Consider the following 19746-nt stretch of genomic DNA (forward strand, 5'->3'; position numbering starts at 1 on the left):
ATTCTCAAAATGTTAACTTTTATATTGTTAACGTTAACTGAAAAGGGGTTTACATATGAAGATTCAAGACATGACTCAAATTGCCTTCGGGGCAGCACTCATCGCAAGTATCGGTTTCATCGAAATACCAATCGGACCCGTTCCGATTACCCTTCAAACACTGGCCATCATGACAATCGCCGGCGTATTCGGTGCACGAAAAGGATTTTTGGCAGTCATCGTATACCTCCTACTCGGCTTGATCGGCCTTCCCGTACTGAGTGGTCAAGGAGGTCTTGCTCCCTTCGTTGGACCAACCGTCGGATATTTAATTGGATTTCCAATCGCCGCTTTCTTCATTGGCTGGTTCAGCGAGCGCCATCGCTCCATCCCAGCATTGATTGGCTATAACCTTTTATTCGGCCTCGGGCTTGTATACCTACTTGGAAGCATCGGGCTCGAAATCGTTCTCGGTATGTCTTTCATTGATGCGCTAAAAGTGAATATCCCTTTTATTTTTGGAGATTCACTTAAGGCCGTGCTCGCTGCAATATTAGCTGTGAAAATTTCTCAGAATGTTCAAGTTCGTCGTTCCTTAGCATCTTAAACGTTCGAACGTTTCGCCCGTTTCCATATGTGGAATAAATGAAGTATGGAAGGGGGTGTCCCTATGAGCGACTCGACGTTTAAAAAACGCTTACAAAAAGCGACCCACTTTTATCAACGCTCTGACAAAGGGCAACGTCAAGGAGTTGACAAGTCGTCTCATGAGAAACGTGACACAGAAGCATTTGAGCGCAGACTTCGCGAAGCAAAAGCGAAAGTTGGAGAGATTCAAGAAAACATTGACCATATCGCTAGACGTTAAAACCCCGTCCAAAGACGGGGTTTATTTTTTGCGTGGTCGAATGATGAGCGTGATGATAAAGAGAAGCGCTAGTGTGACAAGTAATATAAGTGAGGCTGTATTCCATCCGACTAAATTAAGGGCCACACTAAATGCGACCGTGACATAAAAGCCACCTAATGCTTTTTTGACATGTTGCGAACTGAAACGTTGCAACTGTTTAGCTCCAAACGGAGATCCAATCATCGCACCTGCTATTAATGCGAGTCCATGCCAGTAATTCGTTTCAGCACCTGCCACGGCATAACTGATCACGCCTGATATTACGATGAGGAGAGCTGCTGAAATACTCGTTCCGACCGCTCGCTTCATTTCAGTGTTCAGTAGCTTGACTTGGAGCGGCGTCAATACAAAGCCCCCACTTACCCCCATCAAAGAAGAGATAAATCCTGCAAAGACACCGATAATCCCAAGTCGTGGTACAGAAGCTGTCCCGACACTACCTTCGACATGCTGTTTCGACCGGAAGAATGAAATCGCAAAGTACGTAAGTAACGCGATGTAGACGAGTGAGATGATCAGTGTAGCGCCGTCCACCCCTTCTAAGTAAAAGACAAGCGGTGTGGCAATCCAAGTTCCGACAATCCCGAACACACCAATCCATAGCGCATGTGACACGTTCACGTTCCGTAAACGAATGTGCGAGATTGTTCCTGCCGCCGTCGAACCAAGCGTCAACATGAGACTAAGTGCGATCGCCGCACTCGCTTCATAACCGAAGACGAGAAGGAGTGGCGTGAGCAAGATCCCACCACCGATTCCGAAGAAGCCACTCAATATCCCAATCAATGTACCGAGCAAGAGAAACTGAAATAGTTGTAATAAGTCCATTTTGCACCCTTCTTTCATTGGTCTCGTTTGCAATCATATCAAAAAGGGGCGACAAATGCGCCCCTTTGCTTACAATGACCGTTCTAGAAAATCGAAAATCTGTTGACGATATTCAGTCTGGAATGATTGATACGATCCGACATGTCCATCGTTCTCCGTCACCCATAGCTCGACACCGTCCCGTGCGCTCGCCAGTTTTTCACTTTCTGAGACCGGAATCGCATCGTCACCCGCACTATGAATCAACAAAATCGGCGCCTCAATCGCTTGAATATCTTGAATTGGTGAGACGAGATCCGCATCGAGTCCTGTGAACCAAGGGGTCACTGTCATGATGACAGGCGTGAAAGGAACGTTTGGTAGGTCACTCCACACCGGAAGATTTGTCTCGAGATAATTTCGCAAATCACTAAACGGACTATCTGCGATGACTGCTGCTACTTCAACATCGTCAGCCGTAGAGAGAGCCGTCGCCGCCCCCATGGAAATTCCGTAAAGTACGATTGGGCCGTCTGAGCGACCTTTGGCGTATTGGATGGCGGCTTGTAAGTCTGATTGTTCTTTCGCACCGACCGTTACACGGTCTCCTTCAGAAATCCCTGATCCTCGGAAGTCGAACGTTAAAAATTGATATCCTTGTTCATGAAATTCTGGAATCAACTCTTTAAGCGGCAAGTCATCCTGTTCTCTATTCTTTCCATATCCGTGGGCAAAGACGATTGTCGCACGAGGTGTTGGATGTGGAATCCACCATCCATATAAGTCATGTCCTTCTTCAGATTGGATTGTCACATTCTCATACTTCAATCCGAGTGATTTCGGAGTATATGTTAACGTTTCTCGCTCAGGTGACGTCAACTGATCACCGATATGAGCCGAGATTCCACCGATTGCCAACCCCGCCACAATCAAAATCACGACTACAGCAACACTCACTATTTTCATCCAACGATTCATTTATTTCTTCCCCTCGATTCTGCATTCATTATCTCAACCAGCTACGGAGTGCAATTAAAGCGTGTTGAACCGGCTCCCACGTATTAGCTGGAATCAGATAGCACGTCGCTTCGTTGATGGAAAACATCTGAACGTCTTTTTGTTTGACGATATTTTCTCCGATTGCTCCAAAGGGATCGCTGTTCACGTCGGTATGATCAAACGTCCGCCATTCGCGTTTACCATCTTCGAGAACGGCACAACCGAAAGTTTTTGTCGGGCCATCAATCCCATACTCGGCATAGTGCCAAAGCGTCGTCGCATCGAGTGGCGACCCTAGATGGAGGACTCGAGCATTCCGTTCAATCATACGTTCGATTGGAGAGCCTGGACCGAATCCGACATCAATCGTATGATCAGAAACGATTGCTGCTGCATCTTTTCCCCATGCAGCAACAGACCACATCGGATGTGCACTTCGATAAACGTCCGGATAATTCCGAAACAGCTCTGGGACACGTCCCATTCCGCGAGTTGATGTCTTTTCTTGGTCATAAGGTGGCATTTCGGCGCGAATCGTCTGCCACCATTCAACCGGGACAGGTGGCGCCTCCCATTCAGCCGGATCTGAATTGTCTCCTGTCTGAGTCGCCATCATGATTAGTCCTGATGGTCCCACTACTTCTTGCAACGCTTCAATCACGGTCTGCGCACCGCCACATACCCATCCGAGTTTAGAGAGCGAGGTATGCACGAACAAGGATTCTCCTGGTCGGATTCCCGCTTCTTTCAAATGATTGATGAGACTTGATTTCGTCACCATCTGTTTCACAATCTATCACTCCACAATCAGCTGGATCGTTGACCCGCTTCTAGATTTTTTCACTTCGATTCGGGCATCGACGCGATCTTTCAATTCCTGGACATGACTGATGACCCCGACAAGGCGTCCGGTCGCCTGTAAAGACATCAATAATTCAATCGCTTGGTCTAAAGATTCGGCATCGAGCGTCCCGAATCCTTCATCGATGAGCATCGTTTCGAGACTGACGCCCCCGCTCAATTGTTGCACCACTTCCGCAAGTCCGAGTGCGAGTGAGAGAGACGCTTTAAACCCTTCTCCTCCGGAAAGGTTTTGAACGCGCCGTGATTGACCGGTATATGCATCAAACACAAGGAGTTCCAGTCCAGATTTTGCGTTTCCTTTCGCCGTCTCTACTTTACGTTCGAGTCGGAACTGACCACTTGTCATCTGGTCTAAATGAATATTTGCAGCATGTAAGATTTGGTCAAAAAAGGCCGTTTGTACGTACGTCTCAAACGTCATCTTTTGAGGATTAATTCCCTTTCCGGTTTCAGCAATCAACTTGATGGTCTCTAGCTTCTGTTCTTCGCGCGCTGTTTCCTCACGAAGTGCTTGCCACTCTGATACGATTTGACGATGTCTAAATAAAGCATCTTGTGAGGAAATGAAATGTTCTGACGCTCGTTCGTATAACGCTTTGGCCTCATTGACCTTCATTTCAATCGACTGCAAGTCAGGTCGTTCTACGGTTCCTAGTTTCTCCTCAATCATTTGAATACGATGTCGAAGCCGGACCCCTTCTTCTTCTTCACGTTGCAAGTCTTCCTGCATCTTTGTCCGCTGGTCGATTCGACTGGCAAGTTGTTCGTATCGCTCCTGAGTCAATCGAGCGGCTTCTAACTGCTCACTCCATATCGTTCTTTGTATATCAAATTGCCCTCTCGCCTCTACGAGTTGTTGACGTAGCAAAGTGAGCCGTTCTTCCTCTTTCCACGTTTCTTTTTTGACGATTTCGAAGTCATGATTGAACGACTCGACTTTTTTAGTCAGTGCCGTGAGAAGATTTTGTCGCTCCGTCCGTTCGGTTTGTAATCCTTCTAACGTCGCTTCCTCTGTTTGACCGAGCGCGTTCAACTTTTGTTGTGTTGCTTCAAGTTCTGCGAGGACACGTTGACGCTCTTCGAACTGGTTACGTCGCTCTTCTTCGAGTTGTCTCATTTCGCCGGTTAGTTGACGCAACGTCCGTTCATTCTCGAGACGAGTCCGCTCCTCACGTTGTAGACGATTCGTATGCGTTTGCCATTTTTTGATTTCTTCTGTCAATGACGATTCCACTTGAACGTCCTTTAACCCTTCGTCAAATTCTCTTCGAACCGTTTCAAGCTGTTGATGAAGTGAACGATAATCGGCTCTCGCTTCAATCAGACGTGTTGACAGTTCTTCAAGTCGCGTCATAGCGGATTCTCTTTCATCCAAATACTCGACTGCTTCTTCGAACTGTGGAACATCATGATGACGCGAACCACATACTGGGCACGGTTCGCCATCTTCCAACGCTTCACTTAGTTGTCTTGCCATATTCATCTGTTCTTGTTGTTTATATTTATTCATTAATTCTTGCTGAATGGCATGCTGTCGCTGTACTTCTTTTCCGTCCCGCTCACAAGCGGCGAGTTGATCCGATAACTCGTTCATCTTTGTTTCAAGTTTATCCAAATACAATAATCGGTCGACATATCGCTCTGCATCAACCGCACGTTCTTCTGGTTCAATTGCCAACGTTTCAACGAATTGTCGCTCACGCTCTTGTAGTTCTTGAAGTCGCGCTTCTTTAGGGAAAGTACTTAAATCCTTCGCACGCTTCGTCAGTTGCTCACGACGAGTTACGTGTTCGGCTCGCTCTTTCATTCGAGGTAACATCTCATCAATTAGACGGAGTCGCTCTTGAAGGGATAAGATTTTTTGTTTGTCCTCTTCAATCGCAACTTGTTGCTCCGATAAAGAAGATTGTTTTTGTTGTAATTGTTCGAGCTTTTTAGAAGATGCTTCGTCCTCTATCGTCATACGGAGAACATGTTTCTCCATTTCTAATAGTCGATCATGGACTGGACGAATAGTTGCGGCTGCTTCTAAATGCCGCAACAGCTCGTGTCGTTCGTTTCGTTCTGTCTCCCCTTTTAGAAATTGATTGAGGGCTTGCACGGTTTCTTGTTGTTCTTGAAATAAACTGACAAGTGCTCTCGCTTGTTCTAATTCGGTACGAGCCTGTTCAAAGGTTTTCGAATGAACTTGTTTTTGGTCTGCTGCCATCTCAGCTGTTGTGATCAAGTGTAGTTCGCGTTCATTCAGCCAGTGATGGATCACATCAATCGATTTTGTCGAAACATCCTCTATCGCTTCGTCTTCGAGCTCGAGTAACTTGAGTCGTGTTCGTTCGACCGCCCATTCAACTTGTTTCCGATAACTACTGAAACGTTCTGCCCATCGCTCTTGGAAAGCACGATACGCCTCTGTTTTGAATATAGATTGCAAGATTTGTTGCTTCTCATTTGAGTTCGAGTCGAGCAATTGTCTAAATTGGTTTTGAGGGAGTAACAAGATCTGGCTAAATTGTTCATACGATAATTGTAGGATCGACTCAATTTGTTCTTGAACCTCGTTCACTTTTGTTGCTACCGGCTTCCAACCGTCCTCCCATTCATACAGAACGGCCTCATGCGGGATGGGTGTTTTGTTTTTAGGGTGAGGTTGTTGTGGTTGTCGCACAATCCGATAGCGATCACCACGAATTGTGAACGAGAAGTCGACCTCCGTCTTCATTTCAGCTTGAGCGTATTGACTTCTGAAATCACTCGCATTTCGAAGCGCACCACTCGCTCGACCATATAGGGCGAATGTCATTGCATCAAAGATAGTAGTCTTCCCTGCTCCCGTGCGACCACTTACGACAAACATCGATCTGCCCACTAATTGCGTAAAATCAATCGTTTCACGTTCTGCATACGGTCCGAATGCTTGAATCTTCAATTCAACCGGTCTCATCTGACATCACCTTCTTCAATCATTTGTTTCAAGGCATCCGAGGCCGTGCGATCATGCACGGCTTCAAAGAACTGTAAATACACCTCTTCGACCGATTGTCGCTCGAGCGTTTCCCGTTCAAATGTGGATGTTTGTTCTTGTCGTCGCAACAGTTCCAATTCGAGATGGAGAATGTTCGGGTAGACAGTGCGAAGCTTCGCCATCGGGTCAAAAAGTGCTTTATCATCGGTCAGCACAATCTTTAAATAATCATCTGTCTGTTGTTGCTGATAAAATGACGGCGCGAGCAGCTCGTGTAACGTTCCCGTGAGTTGTCTCATATCACGTTCAGGTGTCAACGTTCGACGTCGTCGCTTCCATTGCCCGTCCCATTCTACGATATCCACTGATTTTTCATGGTTGACCTCAGAGAATGAATATTTCATGAGAGAACCACTATACGCAATCCGTTCTGCTTGAATCGCATCACGATTATGTAGATGACCGAGAGCCGTATACGAAAAGGGGTCATACAACCCTTTCGCGACCTGCCCGGCAGTACCAATCGATAATTGACGCTCCGAATCGGTTTCAAGTCCACCTGCGACAAAACTATGTCCGACTGAGACCGCATTCTTTTCAATCAAACCAAATGCTTCTATGACGGCTTTTAGTGCGTCATGATGTGTACGAATCGTATCGATTCCCAAAACGTGTCGAACCCGAGCCGGCTCAAGGAACGGGATTGGGTAAAACGGGATTCCGGCTACTTCAAGCGGACCCGCATCTGGGTCTAGTTTACCGACGATATGTAGCCCTACTTGTCTCAATAGTTTTGAACTATATTCGAGCCGCTCAGCAGAATCATGGTTTCCGGCGATGGCGACGACCGGAATCTCTCGTTTTAATACCAATTCCCGCCACATCTCATCTAGCAAATCGACAGCCTCGACTGGCGGTACGGCACGGTCATACAAGTCTCCCGCGATGACGACCGCATCAGGTTTTTCCTCATCGACGATTTGTAAAAACGAATGGAATAAAATATTTCGTTGATCTTCTGTCATATGACGACCATGGACAATCTTACCTAGATGCCAATCGGCCGTGTGAATCCATTTCATCACGTATCACCTCTCCTTTTTATTCTAGCATGACTCATTCGTTCGATTCGACGTCTTGACACCCGATTTTGAAACAGCGAAAGTAAGAAGGGAGGAGGATTGTTCAAAATGAAATCATCAACGTGGAAGACGTTTTTCCAGCTTTTTAAAATCGCGAACCCTCCTAAAGGATTGTTTGTCGGAGCCATTCTGATTTCGCTCCTCCAAGCCGTTGCATCGCTAGCGATTCCACTCATCCTGCAACGCGTCGTCGACCGTTGGAGTAGCGACCTGTTGACACCCGAATGGCTCGCATACTTTATCATTGCGTTTCTCGTCCAGGTCATCACGAGTGCGTTATCGATCTACTGGCTACATATCGTCGGTCAACGTGTCGTCGCCAATCTTCGTACGACATTGTGGGACCATCTCATCAAACTACCTATCCCGTTTTACGATGGAATCAAATCGGGTGAACTCGTCTCTCGTTTAAACAATGATACGACGACACTGCAACAGTTGTTATCCGAACAAAGTGTCCGATTGTTGACCTCCTTCGTCTCGGTCATCGGTGCCGTCGCCATCTTGTTCACGCTCGATTGGCAAATGACGCTCGTCATCTTGTTTTCAGTGCCGACCACGCTTGTCATCGTTATACCACTCGGTCGAAAACTTCGAATCATCGCGAAAGAAACGCAACAGGAGCTCGGAAACTTGTCTGGATTCTTTGCGGAACTACTCAGTGAAATTCGACTCGTCAAGTCACAGGCGACAGAACAAATGGAAGTGAGTACAGGTAAAGTAAAAATCGAGACGTTATTCGATTACGGAGTGAAAGAAGGGCGAATCCAAGCCATTCTCATCCCTCTCCTGAACGTCACGTTGACGGGGATGTTGATTGCTATTCTCGGGTTTGGTGCCTATCGTGTTTCGACAGGAGCCTTATCGACTGGTGAACTGCTCGCCTTCATGTTGTATGTGTTCCAGATTATCACGCCACTTATCACGATGAGTGAATTTCTAACAAGACTTCAAAAAGCTCGTGGCGCAACTGAACGGATTGCCGAATTACTCGACGTTGTTCCAGAACCATACAGCACACGTCAAGAATCCATCGAACAGGCTGATCTATTCTTCGAGGATGTAACGTTTCATTACGGGACAGAGCCTGTTCTACAAGGGCTATCCCTTCACGTTTCGCCAGGTGCGACGACCGCTATCGTTGGTCGAAGCGGCGCAGGTAAAACGACACTCTTTTCGCTTGTTGAACAGTTTTATACCCCGACGGGAGGACTGATCCGGTACGGCAATCATGACATTCAGACATACGGTCGTGACACGTGGCGTCAAATCGTCGGTTATGTCGCCCAAGACTCTCCTGTCCTGTCGGGTTCTGTTCGGACAAACATCATCTACGGCCTTCAGCATGAAGTAAGTGATGAGAAAATTAAAGAAGCGTGTGAGATGGCCAATGCGTGGTCTTTCATTGAAGCGATGCCCGAGCAACTCGAGACGGAGATTGGAGAACGTGGTATTCGCTTGTCAGGAGGACAACGACAACGTCTTGCAATTGCCAGAGCATTGTTACGCAACCCACAAATTCTATTGCTTGATGAAGCGACATCAAGTCTTGACTCAGAATCGGAACGCGTCGTCCAAGAAGCGCTCGATCGGCTTATGGTCGGAAGAACCACGCTCGTGATCGCCCATCGCTTATCGACCGTCAGACATGCCGACCAAATCGTCGTGTTAGAAGACGGACGCATCAGCGGGATTGGAAAACATGAGCAACTTTTAAACGAGAACGCTCTTTATCAGCGACTCGTCTCACAACAATTATTAGGGGGACAATCAACATGAAAACAATCGGATTTATCGGTCTCGGGGTAATGGGCCAATCTATGGTACGAAATTTGATGAAACATGGCTTTGACGTAAAAGCTTATACACGCACGAAGGAGAAGGCCACTTCTCTACTCGAAGAAGGTGTGACATGGTGTGAATCGATTCGAGACGTCTGCGACGATGCTGATGCCGTCATCACCATCGTCGGTTACCCGTCAGATGTCGAATCTATCTATTTTGGGGACGGAAACATCCTCGATTCTGCGGAACCGGGGACACTGTTGATCGACATGACCACCTCCTCTCCCAAGCTTGCCGAACGCATCGCAGAAACGGCGATCGAACGGAGTCTTCTCCCACTTGATGCACCGGTCACAGGCGGTGACATCGGCGCAAAAAATGGAACGTTATCCATTTTGGTCGGAGGCGGGGAGTTTGCCTTCAACAAGGCGAAACCTTTATTTGAAGCAATGGGACAGTCTATTGAGCGGATGGGGTATGCTGGGAGCGGTCAATACGCGAAACTCGCCAACCAAATTGCAATTGCCGGAACGATGATGGGAAATGCAGAAATGCTCGCGTTCAGCAAACGAGCAGGTCTTGACCCGGAAGCACTAATCCGTACGATTCGCGGAGGGGCAGCGGGTAGCTGGACACTGGAAAATTTAGTTCCACGTATGATTGTCGAAGATTATGCTCCTGGTTTCTTTATCAAACATTTTATAAAAGACATGACGCTCGCCATTGAAAGTGCGAACGAGCTTCACGTAACATTACCTGGACTTGAACTGGCTCATCGTCTTTACTCGATCCTCGAAGAAAACGGATACGGGGAGAACGGGACGCAAGCGCTCATCGAGTATTATCTCAACCAAGACGTTTGAATCATCCCGTTTGTGGAATTAGTAGGAGTGAAGGAGGCGATTTTCGTGCCATGGAACATGAGAGACTATCCGGAATCACTGAAAAACTTCGATCCACTTGTAAAAAAGAAAGCCATCGATATTGCGAACGCATTGCTCGCACAAGGCTATTCTGAGACGAAAGCGATACCGATTGCCACCGAACAAGCGAAAAAGTGGCATGCGGATGCGTCAAAACAAGAAAAGCAAGATTTTGAAGACGCCCCTAACCCGAAAAAGACAGATCAGCATTAAACGTATTCAACCGGTCGGGTTACCCGACCGGTTGTTTTGCGAGATAAGATGCCTTCATTTCTAAGTAAAGTCCTGAAATTGCTGTTTGAAGATAAGGCGTGACAAAGATATAAGCGAGTCCGCCAGTGAGAAGAACGAGCGCGTACCATCCGATAAAACTTGCGAACAGTTTTAACAGCGTCTGTTTGTGCCCTTTCATCATTAACCGACTCTTTCGCATTGCCTGGAATGCCGAAAGATCTGGTTCGTCACGCATAATGAATGGCGCGATTCGATACGTCAAATAAAACCATACGCCAGGCACAATCAAGAATAACATCAACACGTTTAACCCTAAATAGAACACCGCATAATAAACCACTGCACGCGAATAGTCTTTTAGTGACCCGAACGCTTCAATCAATAATCCAAACTTGGGCTTTTCGTCTTTAGCGACTTGAAGGAACACCCAATTTTTCCCGAGTTCAATCGGCGCGAGCAATACGGTCGCTCCATACAACAACGCCACTGAAGTCATGAGAACTTCAGGATCATTTGTGGAAAGGTCGAGACGCGTCGTAATCATCGCTTGTATGACCATGACAGTCAAGACGACGAGCAAAGATATGCCCCACTTTCCAGAGAGCATTCGAAGCGCATATTGTTTGTAAACAGAAGATTGCATGAGTTCACCTACACTTATCATTTTCTTTCATTATAGCAAAAAAACAGTCATACGACTGTTTTCCGCTTTGACTTATCCTCGAAGTTGTTTGAACTTAGACTCATCGAACTGGCCATCTGTCCGTACACCATTGCCGACGTGTACCATGTCTACTCCAAGTCGAGCTTTTAAGGTAGGTAACGTCTCTGTTGTGATGCCAGCTCCCGGTAGGATTGTCATCTCTGCTTGTTCTTTAAGCCGCTCTAACGTCTCGATTCCTTCGAGTGCTGTGTTCGCACCGCCTGACGTCAATAAAAGATCGACTTCCGGAAAGTCATTTAAGACATCAATCGATTCAAATACATCACGAGATGCATCGAAAGCACGATGGAATGTGAGTGTCATTTCCCCTTTATGCTTAATGACCTCTCCTAAAATCCGTTCATCGATTGCCCCGTCCTGTGTCAATGCACCAAAGACGATTCCATCAACTCCGAGTTCACGGCATAAACCGATATCGGCGAGCATTGTTTCGATGTCATCCTCGTTAAAATGGAACGAACGTGTATGCGGTCGAATCATAACGTGTACCGGGACTGAGACGTGTTCAACTACATTCCGAATCGTCCCAAAACTTGGTGTGATGCCACCCTTTTCCATATCCGCTATCAGCTCGAGTCGATCCGCCCCGAGTTGTTCCGCTTGGATTGCTTCAGATAACGTTGTGACTATTACTTCTATTTTCATGTAATCGCTCCTTTTACGGTGCGAATTTCCAATCCACACCATGTTCGGCTAAGACGCCTTTAAATTCTTGAGGTTCCGGAAAATCAGAGATGATGGCCGTTACCTTCGAAAAATCACAGACTCGATACCGTTTTTGTTGGTTCAACTGTGTATGGTCTGTCAATAAGAACGTTTCGCGACTTTGAGACATCACAGCCTGCGTAATACTGGTGAGCCCATAAGCATCGCACGTTAGACCAAGAGTCGCATCGACCCCCTCAACAGACAAGATGGCAAGATCGAACATATATGTTTGAAGTTGTGCAAGGACTTGCTCTCCCGTCGTCACGAGATGTTTCGGGTCGATTGTACCACCTAACAACTGTATTTCGCCACCGAGCACTCCTTTCGCTCGCTGCTCAAATAGCGCTTTCGCGACCGTTAGAGATGGGGTGACCACTGTTACGTTACGTCCGCGTAGGCGTGACGCTACTTGTTCGGCCGCGACACCGTGACCGATATAGACTAACGTATCGTCCGGAATTAATTGGAATGCCGTATATGCGATGCGTCGGATTCCATCCATGTTGGCAATCACGATTGGCTGAAAGGACATGCTCTGATGGAGGACGGCACCCCCATAAACACGTTTGATACGGTGTTCTTTCTCTAGTTCTTCTAAATAGCGTCGAATCGATTCTCCTGACACGTTCAAGCGTTCGATCAATTCGCTCGTTTTCACTTTTCCTTCTCGTTCGATCCATTCGACAATTTTCTGTTTACGTTCTTCACCGATTAAAGACACGTCCCTGCCTCCTCCACTAAAATCTTTCCTTTTCTAGTGTAACGAACGGATGTAAATTTATCGTAAATTGAAAGTAAAGAACGAGCAAATCCAACATGTTTTTGTTTCTTCTTTATGTAAATCAACAACAATGCACAAAAAAGGCACGTCTGAATCAGACGCACCTAGATGAATTAAGATTTATGCTTGTTTTGAAAAAGAGGCACTTTCGGTTCATTCCCCGCTCGTATGCGTTGCCAATTGGTGCGATGTTTGATGATGATAAACAAGGCGAGTGGTACGATGACGATCAGCGGCAACCAATCCTTTGTCACTAAACTATACGCCGTGGCCGTCACAAGACCGACTACAGCCGCAGCCATGGAAGAAAGAGAGACCATCCGTGAAATGAGAAGTGTCACAATAAATGTGCCGACGACGACAAAGAAGAACCATGGGAACGCCGCTAAGAGAACGCCACCGCTTGTCGCGACCGATTTTCCACCTTTAAATTTTGCAAAAATCGGATATGAATGTCCAATCACTGCCGGAATTCCCGCAAGTAATAGACTCATCTCACTTCCAAACAAGAGAGGCAGTAGCGCAGCGACCAATCCTTTCCCCATGTCACCAAGCAGAACAAGGATACCAGCCTTTTTACCGAGAACACGGAACGTATTCGTCGTGCCTAGGTTTCCACTCCCATGTTCTCGAACATCTACTCGATAACCGAGCTTACCAATGATGAGCGCAAACGGAATTGCACCGAGTAAATAGCTTAAAATAATAATGATGATTTCTGTCACATATGGCATCGCAATTCCCCTTACTTCATATATTCCTCAATATATCGATCATATGGCTGATTCAATGTATGCACTTCTTTGGCATGTTCAGTCCCAATATAACGTAAGTGCCAAGGTTCATACATATAGCCCGTCTCTTTCTCAAACGCTTTTTGGTAGCGAACGATAAAGCCATACTCGTGTGCATGGTCTGCCAACCATTTTCCTTCAACGGTTTCACCAAGGCTTTGTGTGAGTTGATAATTGACAGAAGCACTTGATACGTCGATTGCAAGACCGGTCTGGTGCTCAGAATGACCAGGTGGTGCAGAATACTTCATCGCTTGCTCCTTACCATCTCGTTCGACGTAAGCATTGAATAGTGTCACTTGATAACCATATGAACGAAAGGCACTCGTTCCTTTTAAATCAATTCCAGCCGCTTTGGCGTCACTCATTAAACTTTCAATCGCACGTGCTGCTTCTTTTCGCATCATCCGTCGCTCACCGACCGCCGAATCGACAAAGTCGATTTCTGCCTCAACCAAGTCGCTCGGTTGATAATTGGCAGGCAACGCAATTTGTTTATTAACGAGAATCAATTCTTCTAGATTTAAGTTTGCCACACCATCCATTTCAATCGGTTGAACAGGTGTTGTCGGTTCTTCCGTTGTTGGTTGTGATGGCTCAGCTGGCTCTTCTTCGACTTCCGGTTCAGATTCCGTCGTCTCCTCGTCTGTCGGAGACTCGGTCTCAACCTTTTCTTGGTCCGAGGTTGGTTCATTTGGCTCTGTTTGTGGTTCATCTATTGTTGATGACTGTGTCGTTGGTTCTTTCGGTTCAACTTGCTCGTTTGTCGTACAACCGGCTAACATGAACGTCAAGGCGCCGCAAACCATCAAGATTGATGGATAACGCATGCGATCTTCCCCTTTCTAGATAACAAAAAGTACCGTCAAGATATGATACCATACTGACGGTACGAAGACAGAAGATTCTTAGACAGGATTCATGACGTTCATATACATGTCATGCCATTTTGGGAATTCCCGATCAAGGCGAATCGGTTTAAAATCTCCCCGTTTGACGACCACATGAGTTGTCTTGGCGGTGCCAACGAGTTCCCCGGCTTGGTTCGTTAACTCGTACCCATAAATCGTTCTGATTTTCGAGTACTGATCAACCCAGACACGGACATGAACCGTATCACCAAATGTGACGCTTCGCTTGTAGTCCATAGAAACGTTCGTCACGGGTGAAACGAATCCTGCCTCTTCCATGTCTTTGTATTCGACACCGAGTTGACGCAACAGTTCGGTGCGAGCTATTTCTAAATAAACTAAATAGTTGGCATGATAGACGATTCCCATCATGTCCGTTTCTTGATATCTTACTGGGATTTGAATCGTGTGCATTGAATCATCCTTCTTTCCTACCAATAGTGTATTATAGTTTACTCTTAATATCTACTACTAATAATTGTTGGAGTGACGTCTCGTTCTCTTCCTCCGACATGAGTCGATATGATTGACGAGCAATTGACTCATCAATGACGGACAAGGCAGTCCGTGCATTCGCGTGTTTGATTTCACCTAATCGTGTCGATAACGCATCCATCGCTTCCTCATCTATGACGTAGCCAAATTGATTTGCGTAGTTCGTTGCGATTTCCACTAACTGTTCTTGCGAATAATCCTCAAAATGAATCGTGCGTTTCATACGACTACTTAATCCTGGATTGGACTCAATCAACCGTCGCATTGGGCCTTCATATCCCGCAAGGACGACAACAAGATTCTCTCCATGTTTTGGCATCTCATCCACAAGTGTATCGATTGCTTCTCGGCCGTAGTCGTTCGCTCCCCCATTAAGGCTATACGCCTCGTCAATGAGCAGTACACCACCGAGTGCGTCACGAATCGCCGCTTTGGTTTTTTGAGCGGTCTGCCCCACATAACCACTGACCAAGTCCGCTCGGCTGACGACGTTGACATGCCCACGCTTCAAATAACCTGTACGCTTCAGCATTTGGGCGTACAGATATGCAAAAGTTGTTTTTCCTGTACCACTATTTCCAGTGAGTGTCATATGGAGCTGGACCGGCGCCGTCTTCAAACCGAGCGCTTTACGTTTCTTTTGCACATTCACGAGTGCTTCAATCTCCGCTAACTGTGCTTTAGCTTCTTCCATACCGACCAAATCGTCTAGCGATACTGAGTGTGAATCATCTATCGGTTGATCAAAGTCTTCTTCGTGCAAGAGCGCCATTTCATCTAAAGGAGCATCCGCACCAAAACGAGAACCCTTCTTAAACATCGCATCGAGTAAAATGTTATGAACCGTTCGCGCGTTCCCAAACGTCGAATCGACTCGTTCGCGGTCAATCCGCGTTAGAAGTGCACGTTTCGCCTCTTCCGTTAACACGTAATTGTTTTCCTGTGCCACCTTTTCTCCAATAGCAACTAATTCCTCATCCCGATAGTTTGGTAGCTCATAATGATTTGATTCTGGGAATCGTGAGCGTAAACCTGGGTTTGCGAGTAGGAAATGGCGCATTTCTTCTGGATAACCGGCAAGGATGACGACAAACTTCCCAGCATATTCGCCACTTGTCATCGCTGCGACGAGCGTATCGATTGCCGCTTGTCCGTAATCGCTTCCGCTCGCATCTTGGCGTTTTAACGCGTATGCCTCGTCGATGAACAAAACGCCACCTTCTGCCTCTTTCACCTTATTCATCACTTGTTCTTCCGTTTGCCCGACGTACGCCCCGACGAGGCTCGAGCGATCTGCCTCGACGAGATCCGGACGACTAAGCAAACCAAGCTCGAAATAGATTTCTGCCATAAGTCGAGCAAGCGTCGTCTTCCCGGTCCCAGGATTACCCGTAAACACGAGATGGAGGGAGGGTTGGTGCTTTGATGAGAACCCTGCTTTTTCACGTTCCTTTTGGAAGAGAAGGAAACGATACCACGCCTTTACACGATCTTTTATATCGTCAAGACCGATCATTTCCTCGAGTGATTCGATTGCGCTCGAACGCGTCTCGCTCTTACGCTCCGGCAACAACTGACAGATTGTATCGAGTCGCTCCTTGACGAGCACAACACGTTCACCGAAGCGACGAAACGCTTCTCGACTGAAGTAATTTCCTTGCATCGATGCGAGCAGAGATGCCGTATCATCTTCTAAAGACGCGACCTCCTGCATCGCCTCGATGATGGCTTCAAAGATTTTCTCGAGTTGTCCCCGCCATTCAGAGTCGCGTAAATCAGACTTCGCCGCTTCCACCTCATCATGCAGTTGGTCAAGTTGGTCGAGTAACGCAGATGTTTTGGACTCGTACTCTGTCAAAATTTGTACTTTCATCGAGGCATAATCCGCTTCGCGAAGTGTCGGCCAATCGATTTGAAGTGCTTGCTTCGAACGCCGCAATTGCTCATTCAATTGAAATAGACGTAATTCAGGGGGCAACGCATTCATCGACTCCAACTCTTTTATCCAGCGGTTCAATAACGGGTCCATCGATTCCTTCTGCTCGAGTCGATGCGTAGCGAGCAAGGTCAATGAACGAATCAACTCCTCCTCATGTCCAGTCGCACGTGACCAGTGCGCGTAGGATAAGAGCGCCGCCTCATTGATCTTTTCTCCAGCTTCCCAGTTCGTCAAATCCGTTTGAACTTGTTCAACTTGAATTTGTTTCATCCTGTTCTCCCTTTCAGACGACAAGGGAGCCGACATGACGTCTGCTCCCCATCGGATTATCTTGATTCAAAAGATGTCATCCGAATCGAATGGAACAACTTCCCGTTATTCCGCGATTCTGCCGCTAGCAAAATCCGTTCGTTCGCATCAACATAATATGTGACTGTCTCTTTATTCTCTTCTTCACTGAAAATAGATGGATAATTTTCAATCCATTCTTCCGGAACCGTTTCAGCCGATTCAGATTTTACATACGCTTGTGCGGTTCGACCGACCAAGTTCGTCTCACCTTCACTCGATCCGAGCGTGCCATCATCTAACCATTTACGAATCTGTTCGTTCGTGGCACGTGACAAGAAAGGATGTGGTGCGACTGCTCCCGAATTGGTCTCTTGTCGCAGGACTTCTTCTCCATCTGGATTAAACTCCAAATACGTCTCTCCGTCCCATTCCGCTTTTGCGCCCACGTTTGGGCCCGTCACGACTTCAGAGACGAAATGTCCGTTTTCATCATACGTGACGAGATATTCTCGTTCTTCGAGTGTTTCTCCTTCTTTCGGAAGTTTACGCTCTTGGTACCCAATTACGACATTCGAGTAGAAAGGCTCAACCTGTTCTGTCTCTTCACCATTCAAATTCATGAGTACGTAAAAATTATAAGCGAGCAATGCTCCGATAATGAGGATGCCGGCCAAAATGACCCAGCTCAACCGTTTTTTTATCTGTTGTTTCATCGCCTATCCTCCTCGTTTCTTCACTTACTATCCTACACTAGCTAAGAGGACAAGCAAAATATTTTTGACTGAAAAAAGGGTCTCGTATGAGACCCTTCCGGATTATCCTAATTTATCTTCATCTTTCTTTTGTGCCTCTAACCATTTATCTCGCTCATCTGGTTCATCGGCCAAGTCTTTGAACAAGGCGACAATCATAAAGACGAGAACGAAGATGAATGGGAAGGCTGCGAGAATTGCTACGGCTTGCAGGGCATCTAGTCCACCTGCGTATAGAAGCACAGCTGCGATTGATGATTGAATGACACCCCACGTCATTTTAATGCCCATCGGAGGAACGAGCTTCCCATTCGATGTAAGCATCCCGAGTACGTATGTCGCAGAGTCGGCAGACGTAATAAAGAATGTCGAGATCAAGAAGATGGCAACAATACTGAGTACTGTCCCAAAACCACCGAACGTATCAAACAATGCGAAGAGTCCGACCTCTGTCCCGATTTCGTTCACTTGACCAATCAAGTCGTATCCACCGAACAAGTCAGCCCAGATTGCTGAACCGCCGAAAACGGAGAACCATAAGAGCCCGAATGATGTTGGGACGAGCAGGATTCCGATGATAAACTCACGAATTGTCCGACCTTTCGATACGCGTGCGATAAATGTTCCGACGAATGGTGACCAAGAAATCCACCAAGCCCAATAGAAAATTGTCCAGCCGTTGATCCATTCACGTTCAACCGGTTCGAACGCAGCTGTACGGAAACTCATACCAGGAAGTTGTTGCAAGTATGTTCCGACGGTTTGTGTGAATAAGTCGAAAATAAATGCTGTCGGTCCGGCGAACATCGTCGCGACGAGTAAAACGATTGCCAAGAAAATGTTCGTATTACTCAAGATACGAATCCCTTTATCAAGGCCGGTAGAAGCACTGATCATATAAAGCACCGTTACGACGGCGATGATGATCAACTGTGTCACGAAGGCGTTCGGCACCCCAGGGATGAGATAATGAAGACCACCGGCAATCTGTTGAGCACCAAAACCGAGTGAAGTCGCCACCCCAAATGCCGTCGCAATGACTGCAAGAATATCGACCGTTTGTTTCACAGGTTTTTCGTAGCGGTTGTGGACGAGCGAACCGATTGTTTCCCCAATCGTCGCAGGGCGTCCTTTTCTGAATGTTGAGTAAGCGATGGCAAGTGCGATCATGGCATAGATTGCCCACGGGTGGAAGCCCCAGTGGAAGAAGGCATAGCGCATCGCTGTCCGTGCGTCTCCTTCAGGTGTCAATGAAGAGAAAGGTGGCGAATGGAAGTGGAGCAATGGCTCTGCTGCTCCCCAGAAGATGAGCCCAATCCCCATTCCCGCACTGAATAACATGGCGAACCATGACATGTAACTAAACTCAGGTCGGTCCGTATCTTTACCAAGACGAATCGAACCGTATCGAGAGAAGATTAAAAAGATGGCAACGAGTAAGAATCCGGTCGCACTTAATAAGTAAAACCAGCCCATCCCGTTCGATAGCCAACCTTGTAACGTGCTCGTCACGTTCAATAAACTAGCATTTCCGAGAAGACTTTCGGGAAATAATCCCCAGATTGTGAATAATCCCGTTATGATTGCAGATATGACGAATACAGGCGTCACACGGCTTTTCCGTTCCATAAAAATCACTCCTATTTAATTTTCTATTTTCATATACGTTTTCCACCCTAACATACTTTTTAAACAAGTCTCAACCCTAACTGTCCATAAATGTGTCATTTACCGCAAAATAGATAG

General features: G+C 46.7%; 19 protein-coding genes. 5 read left to right on the forward strand and 14 right to left on the reverse strand.

Annotated elements, in window-relative coordinates; translation table 11 throughout:
* Positions 1-55: 55 nt before the first annotated feature.
* Both KNO91_RS09385 and KNO91_RS09390 read left to right on the forward strand, forming a co-directional pair.
* Positions 56-586, forward strand: a complete 531-nt coding sequence (locus KNO91_RS09385) for a biotin transporter BioY (RefSeq protein WP_214794845.1) — start codon at positions 56-58, stop codon at positions 584-586.
* A gap of 63 nt (positions 587-649) precedes the next feature.
* Positions 650-847 (forward strand): hypothetical protein, encoded by a 198-nt coding sequence (locus tag KNO91_RS09390; RefSeq protein WP_214692645.1) that lies wholly within the window; start codon positions 650-652, stop codon positions 845-847.
* A gap of 21 nt (positions 848-868) precedes the next feature.
* Here KNO91_RS09390 and KNO91_RS09395 read toward each other — a convergent pair whose 3' ends face one another.
* The 5 genes from KNO91_RS09395 to KNO91_RS09415 form a co-directional block, all read right to left on the reverse strand.
* Positions 869-1717, reverse strand: coding sequence for a sulfite exporter TauE/SafE family protein (locus KNO91_RS09395; RefSeq protein ID WP_214817722.1), 849 nt, complete (start codon positions 1715-1717; stop codon positions 869-871).
* Between the two features lie 69 nt (positions 1718-1786).
* On the reverse strand, positions 1787-2674 hold the full coding sequence (locus tag KNO91_RS09400) for an alpha/beta hydrolase (RefSeq protein ID WP_214794835.1): 888 nt from the start codon (positions 2672-2674) through the stop codon (positions 1787-1789).
* 28 nt (positions 2675-2702) lie between these two features.
* Positions 2703-3476: an AAC(3) family N-acetyltransferase gene (locus tag KNO91_RS09405; RefSeq protein WP_214817834.1), complete on the reverse strand. Its 774-nt coding sequence runs from the start codon at positions 3474-3476 to the stop codon at positions 2703-2705.
* 15 nt (positions 3477-3491) lie between these two features.
* The gene (locus KNO91_RS09410; protein WP_214817724.1) at positions 3492-6500 is read right to left on the reverse strand and encodes an AAA family ATPase; all 3009 of its coding nucleotides are present in this window, start codon (positions 6498-6500) and stop codon (positions 3492-3494) included.
* Entirely contained in the window at positions 6497-7603 is a 1107-nt protein-coding gene (locus KNO91_RS09415) for an exonuclease SbcCD subunit D (protein WP_214787795.1), read from the reverse strand. The genes KNO91_RS09410 and KNO91_RS09415 overlap by 4 nt, the downstream gene beginning before the upstream one ends.
* 108 nt (positions 7604-7711) lie before the next feature.
* Here KNO91_RS09415 and KNO91_RS09420 point away from each other — a divergent pair, with 108 nt between their 5' ends.
* From KNO91_RS09420 to KNO91_RS09430, 3 genes are read left to right on the forward strand one after another with little or no spacing between them, the layout of a single operon-like run.
* Positions 7712-9442, forward strand: a complete 1731-nt coding sequence (locus tag KNO91_RS09420; protein WP_214794831.1) for an ABC transporter ATP-binding protein — start codon at positions 7712-7714, stop codon at positions 9440-9442.
* Positions 9439-10311: an NAD(P)-dependent oxidoreductase gene (locus KNO91_RS09425; protein ID WP_214817726.1), complete on the forward strand. Its 873-nt coding sequence runs from the start codon at positions 9439-9441 to the stop codon at positions 10309-10311. Before KNO91_RS09420 ends, KNO91_RS09425 begins: the two co-directional genes overlap by 4 nt.
* A gap of 45 nt (positions 10312-10356) precedes the next feature.
* Positions 10357-10584, forward strand: a complete 228-nt coding sequence (locus KNO91_RS09430; protein WP_214817727.1) for a DUF2188 domain-containing protein — start codon at positions 10357-10359, stop codon at positions 10582-10584.
* Positions 10585-10603: 19 nt separating this feature from the next.
* Here KNO91_RS09430 and KNO91_RS09435 read toward each other — a convergent pair whose 3' ends face one another.
* The 9 genes from KNO91_RS09435 to KNO91_RS09475 form a co-directional block, all read right to left on the reverse strand.
* Positions 10604-11248: a DUF975 family protein gene (locus KNO91_RS09435; RefSeq protein ID WP_214787784.1), complete on the reverse strand. Its 645-nt coding sequence runs from the start codon at positions 11246-11248 to the stop codon at positions 10604-10606.
* Positions 11249-11320: 72 nt separating this feature from the next.
* On the reverse strand, positions 11321-11974 hold the full coding sequence (locus KNO91_RS09440) for a copper homeostasis protein CutC (RefSeq protein ID WP_214794825.1): 654 nt from the start codon (positions 11972-11974) through the stop codon (positions 11321-11323).
* Positions 11975-11987: 13 nt separating this feature from the next.
* Positions 11988-12758 (reverse strand): DeoR/GlpR family DNA-binding transcription regulator, encoded by a 771-nt coding sequence (locus KNO91_RS09445; protein WP_214787778.1) that lies wholly within the window; start codon positions 12756-12758, stop codon positions 11988-11990.
* Positions 12759-12931: 173 nt separating this feature from the next.
* Positions 12932-13552, reverse strand: a complete 621-nt coding sequence (gene plsY / locus KNO91_RS09450; RefSeq protein ID WP_214794823.1) for a glycerol-3-phosphate 1-O-acyltransferase PlsY — start codon at positions 13550-13552, stop codon at positions 12932-12934.
* A gap of 11 nt (positions 13553-13563) precedes the next feature.
* Positions 13564-14442: a M15 family metallopeptidase gene (locus KNO91_RS09455; RefSeq protein WP_214817728.1), complete on the reverse strand. Its 879-nt coding sequence runs from the start codon at positions 14440-14442 to the stop codon at positions 13564-13566.
* A 78-nt stretch (positions 14443-14520) separates the two neighbouring features.
* Complete coding sequence (locus KNO91_RS09460; protein ID WP_214787769.1) at positions 14521-14937, reverse strand: acyl-CoA thioesterase; 417 nt, start codon at positions 14935-14937, stop codon at positions 14521-14523.
* A gap of 31 nt (positions 14938-14968) precedes the next feature.
* On the reverse strand, positions 14969-17227 hold the full coding sequence (locus KNO91_RS09465; RefSeq protein WP_214817729.1) for an AAA family ATPase: 2259 nt from the start codon (positions 17225-17227) through the stop codon (positions 14969-14971).
* A 56-nt stretch (positions 17228-17283) separates the two neighbouring features.
* The gene (locus tag KNO91_RS09470) at positions 17284-17961 is read right to left on the reverse strand and encodes a hypothetical protein (RefSeq protein ID WP_214817731.1); all 678 of its coding nucleotides are present in this window, start codon (positions 17959-17961) and stop codon (positions 17284-17286) included.
* A 102-nt stretch (positions 17962-18063) separates the two neighbouring features.
* Positions 18064-19629 (reverse strand): BCCT family transporter, encoded by a 1566-nt coding sequence (locus KNO91_RS09475; RefSeq protein WP_214787760.1) that lies wholly within the window; start codon positions 19627-19629, stop codon positions 18064-18066.
* Positions 19630-19746 lie beyond the last annotated feature (117 nt).

Origin of the sequence: Exiguobacterium sp. s59, assembly GCF_018617475.1 — a bacterium.
GTDB lineage: Bacteria > Bacillota > Bacilli > Exiguobacteriales > Exiguobacteriaceae > Exiguobacterium > Exiguobacterium aestuarii.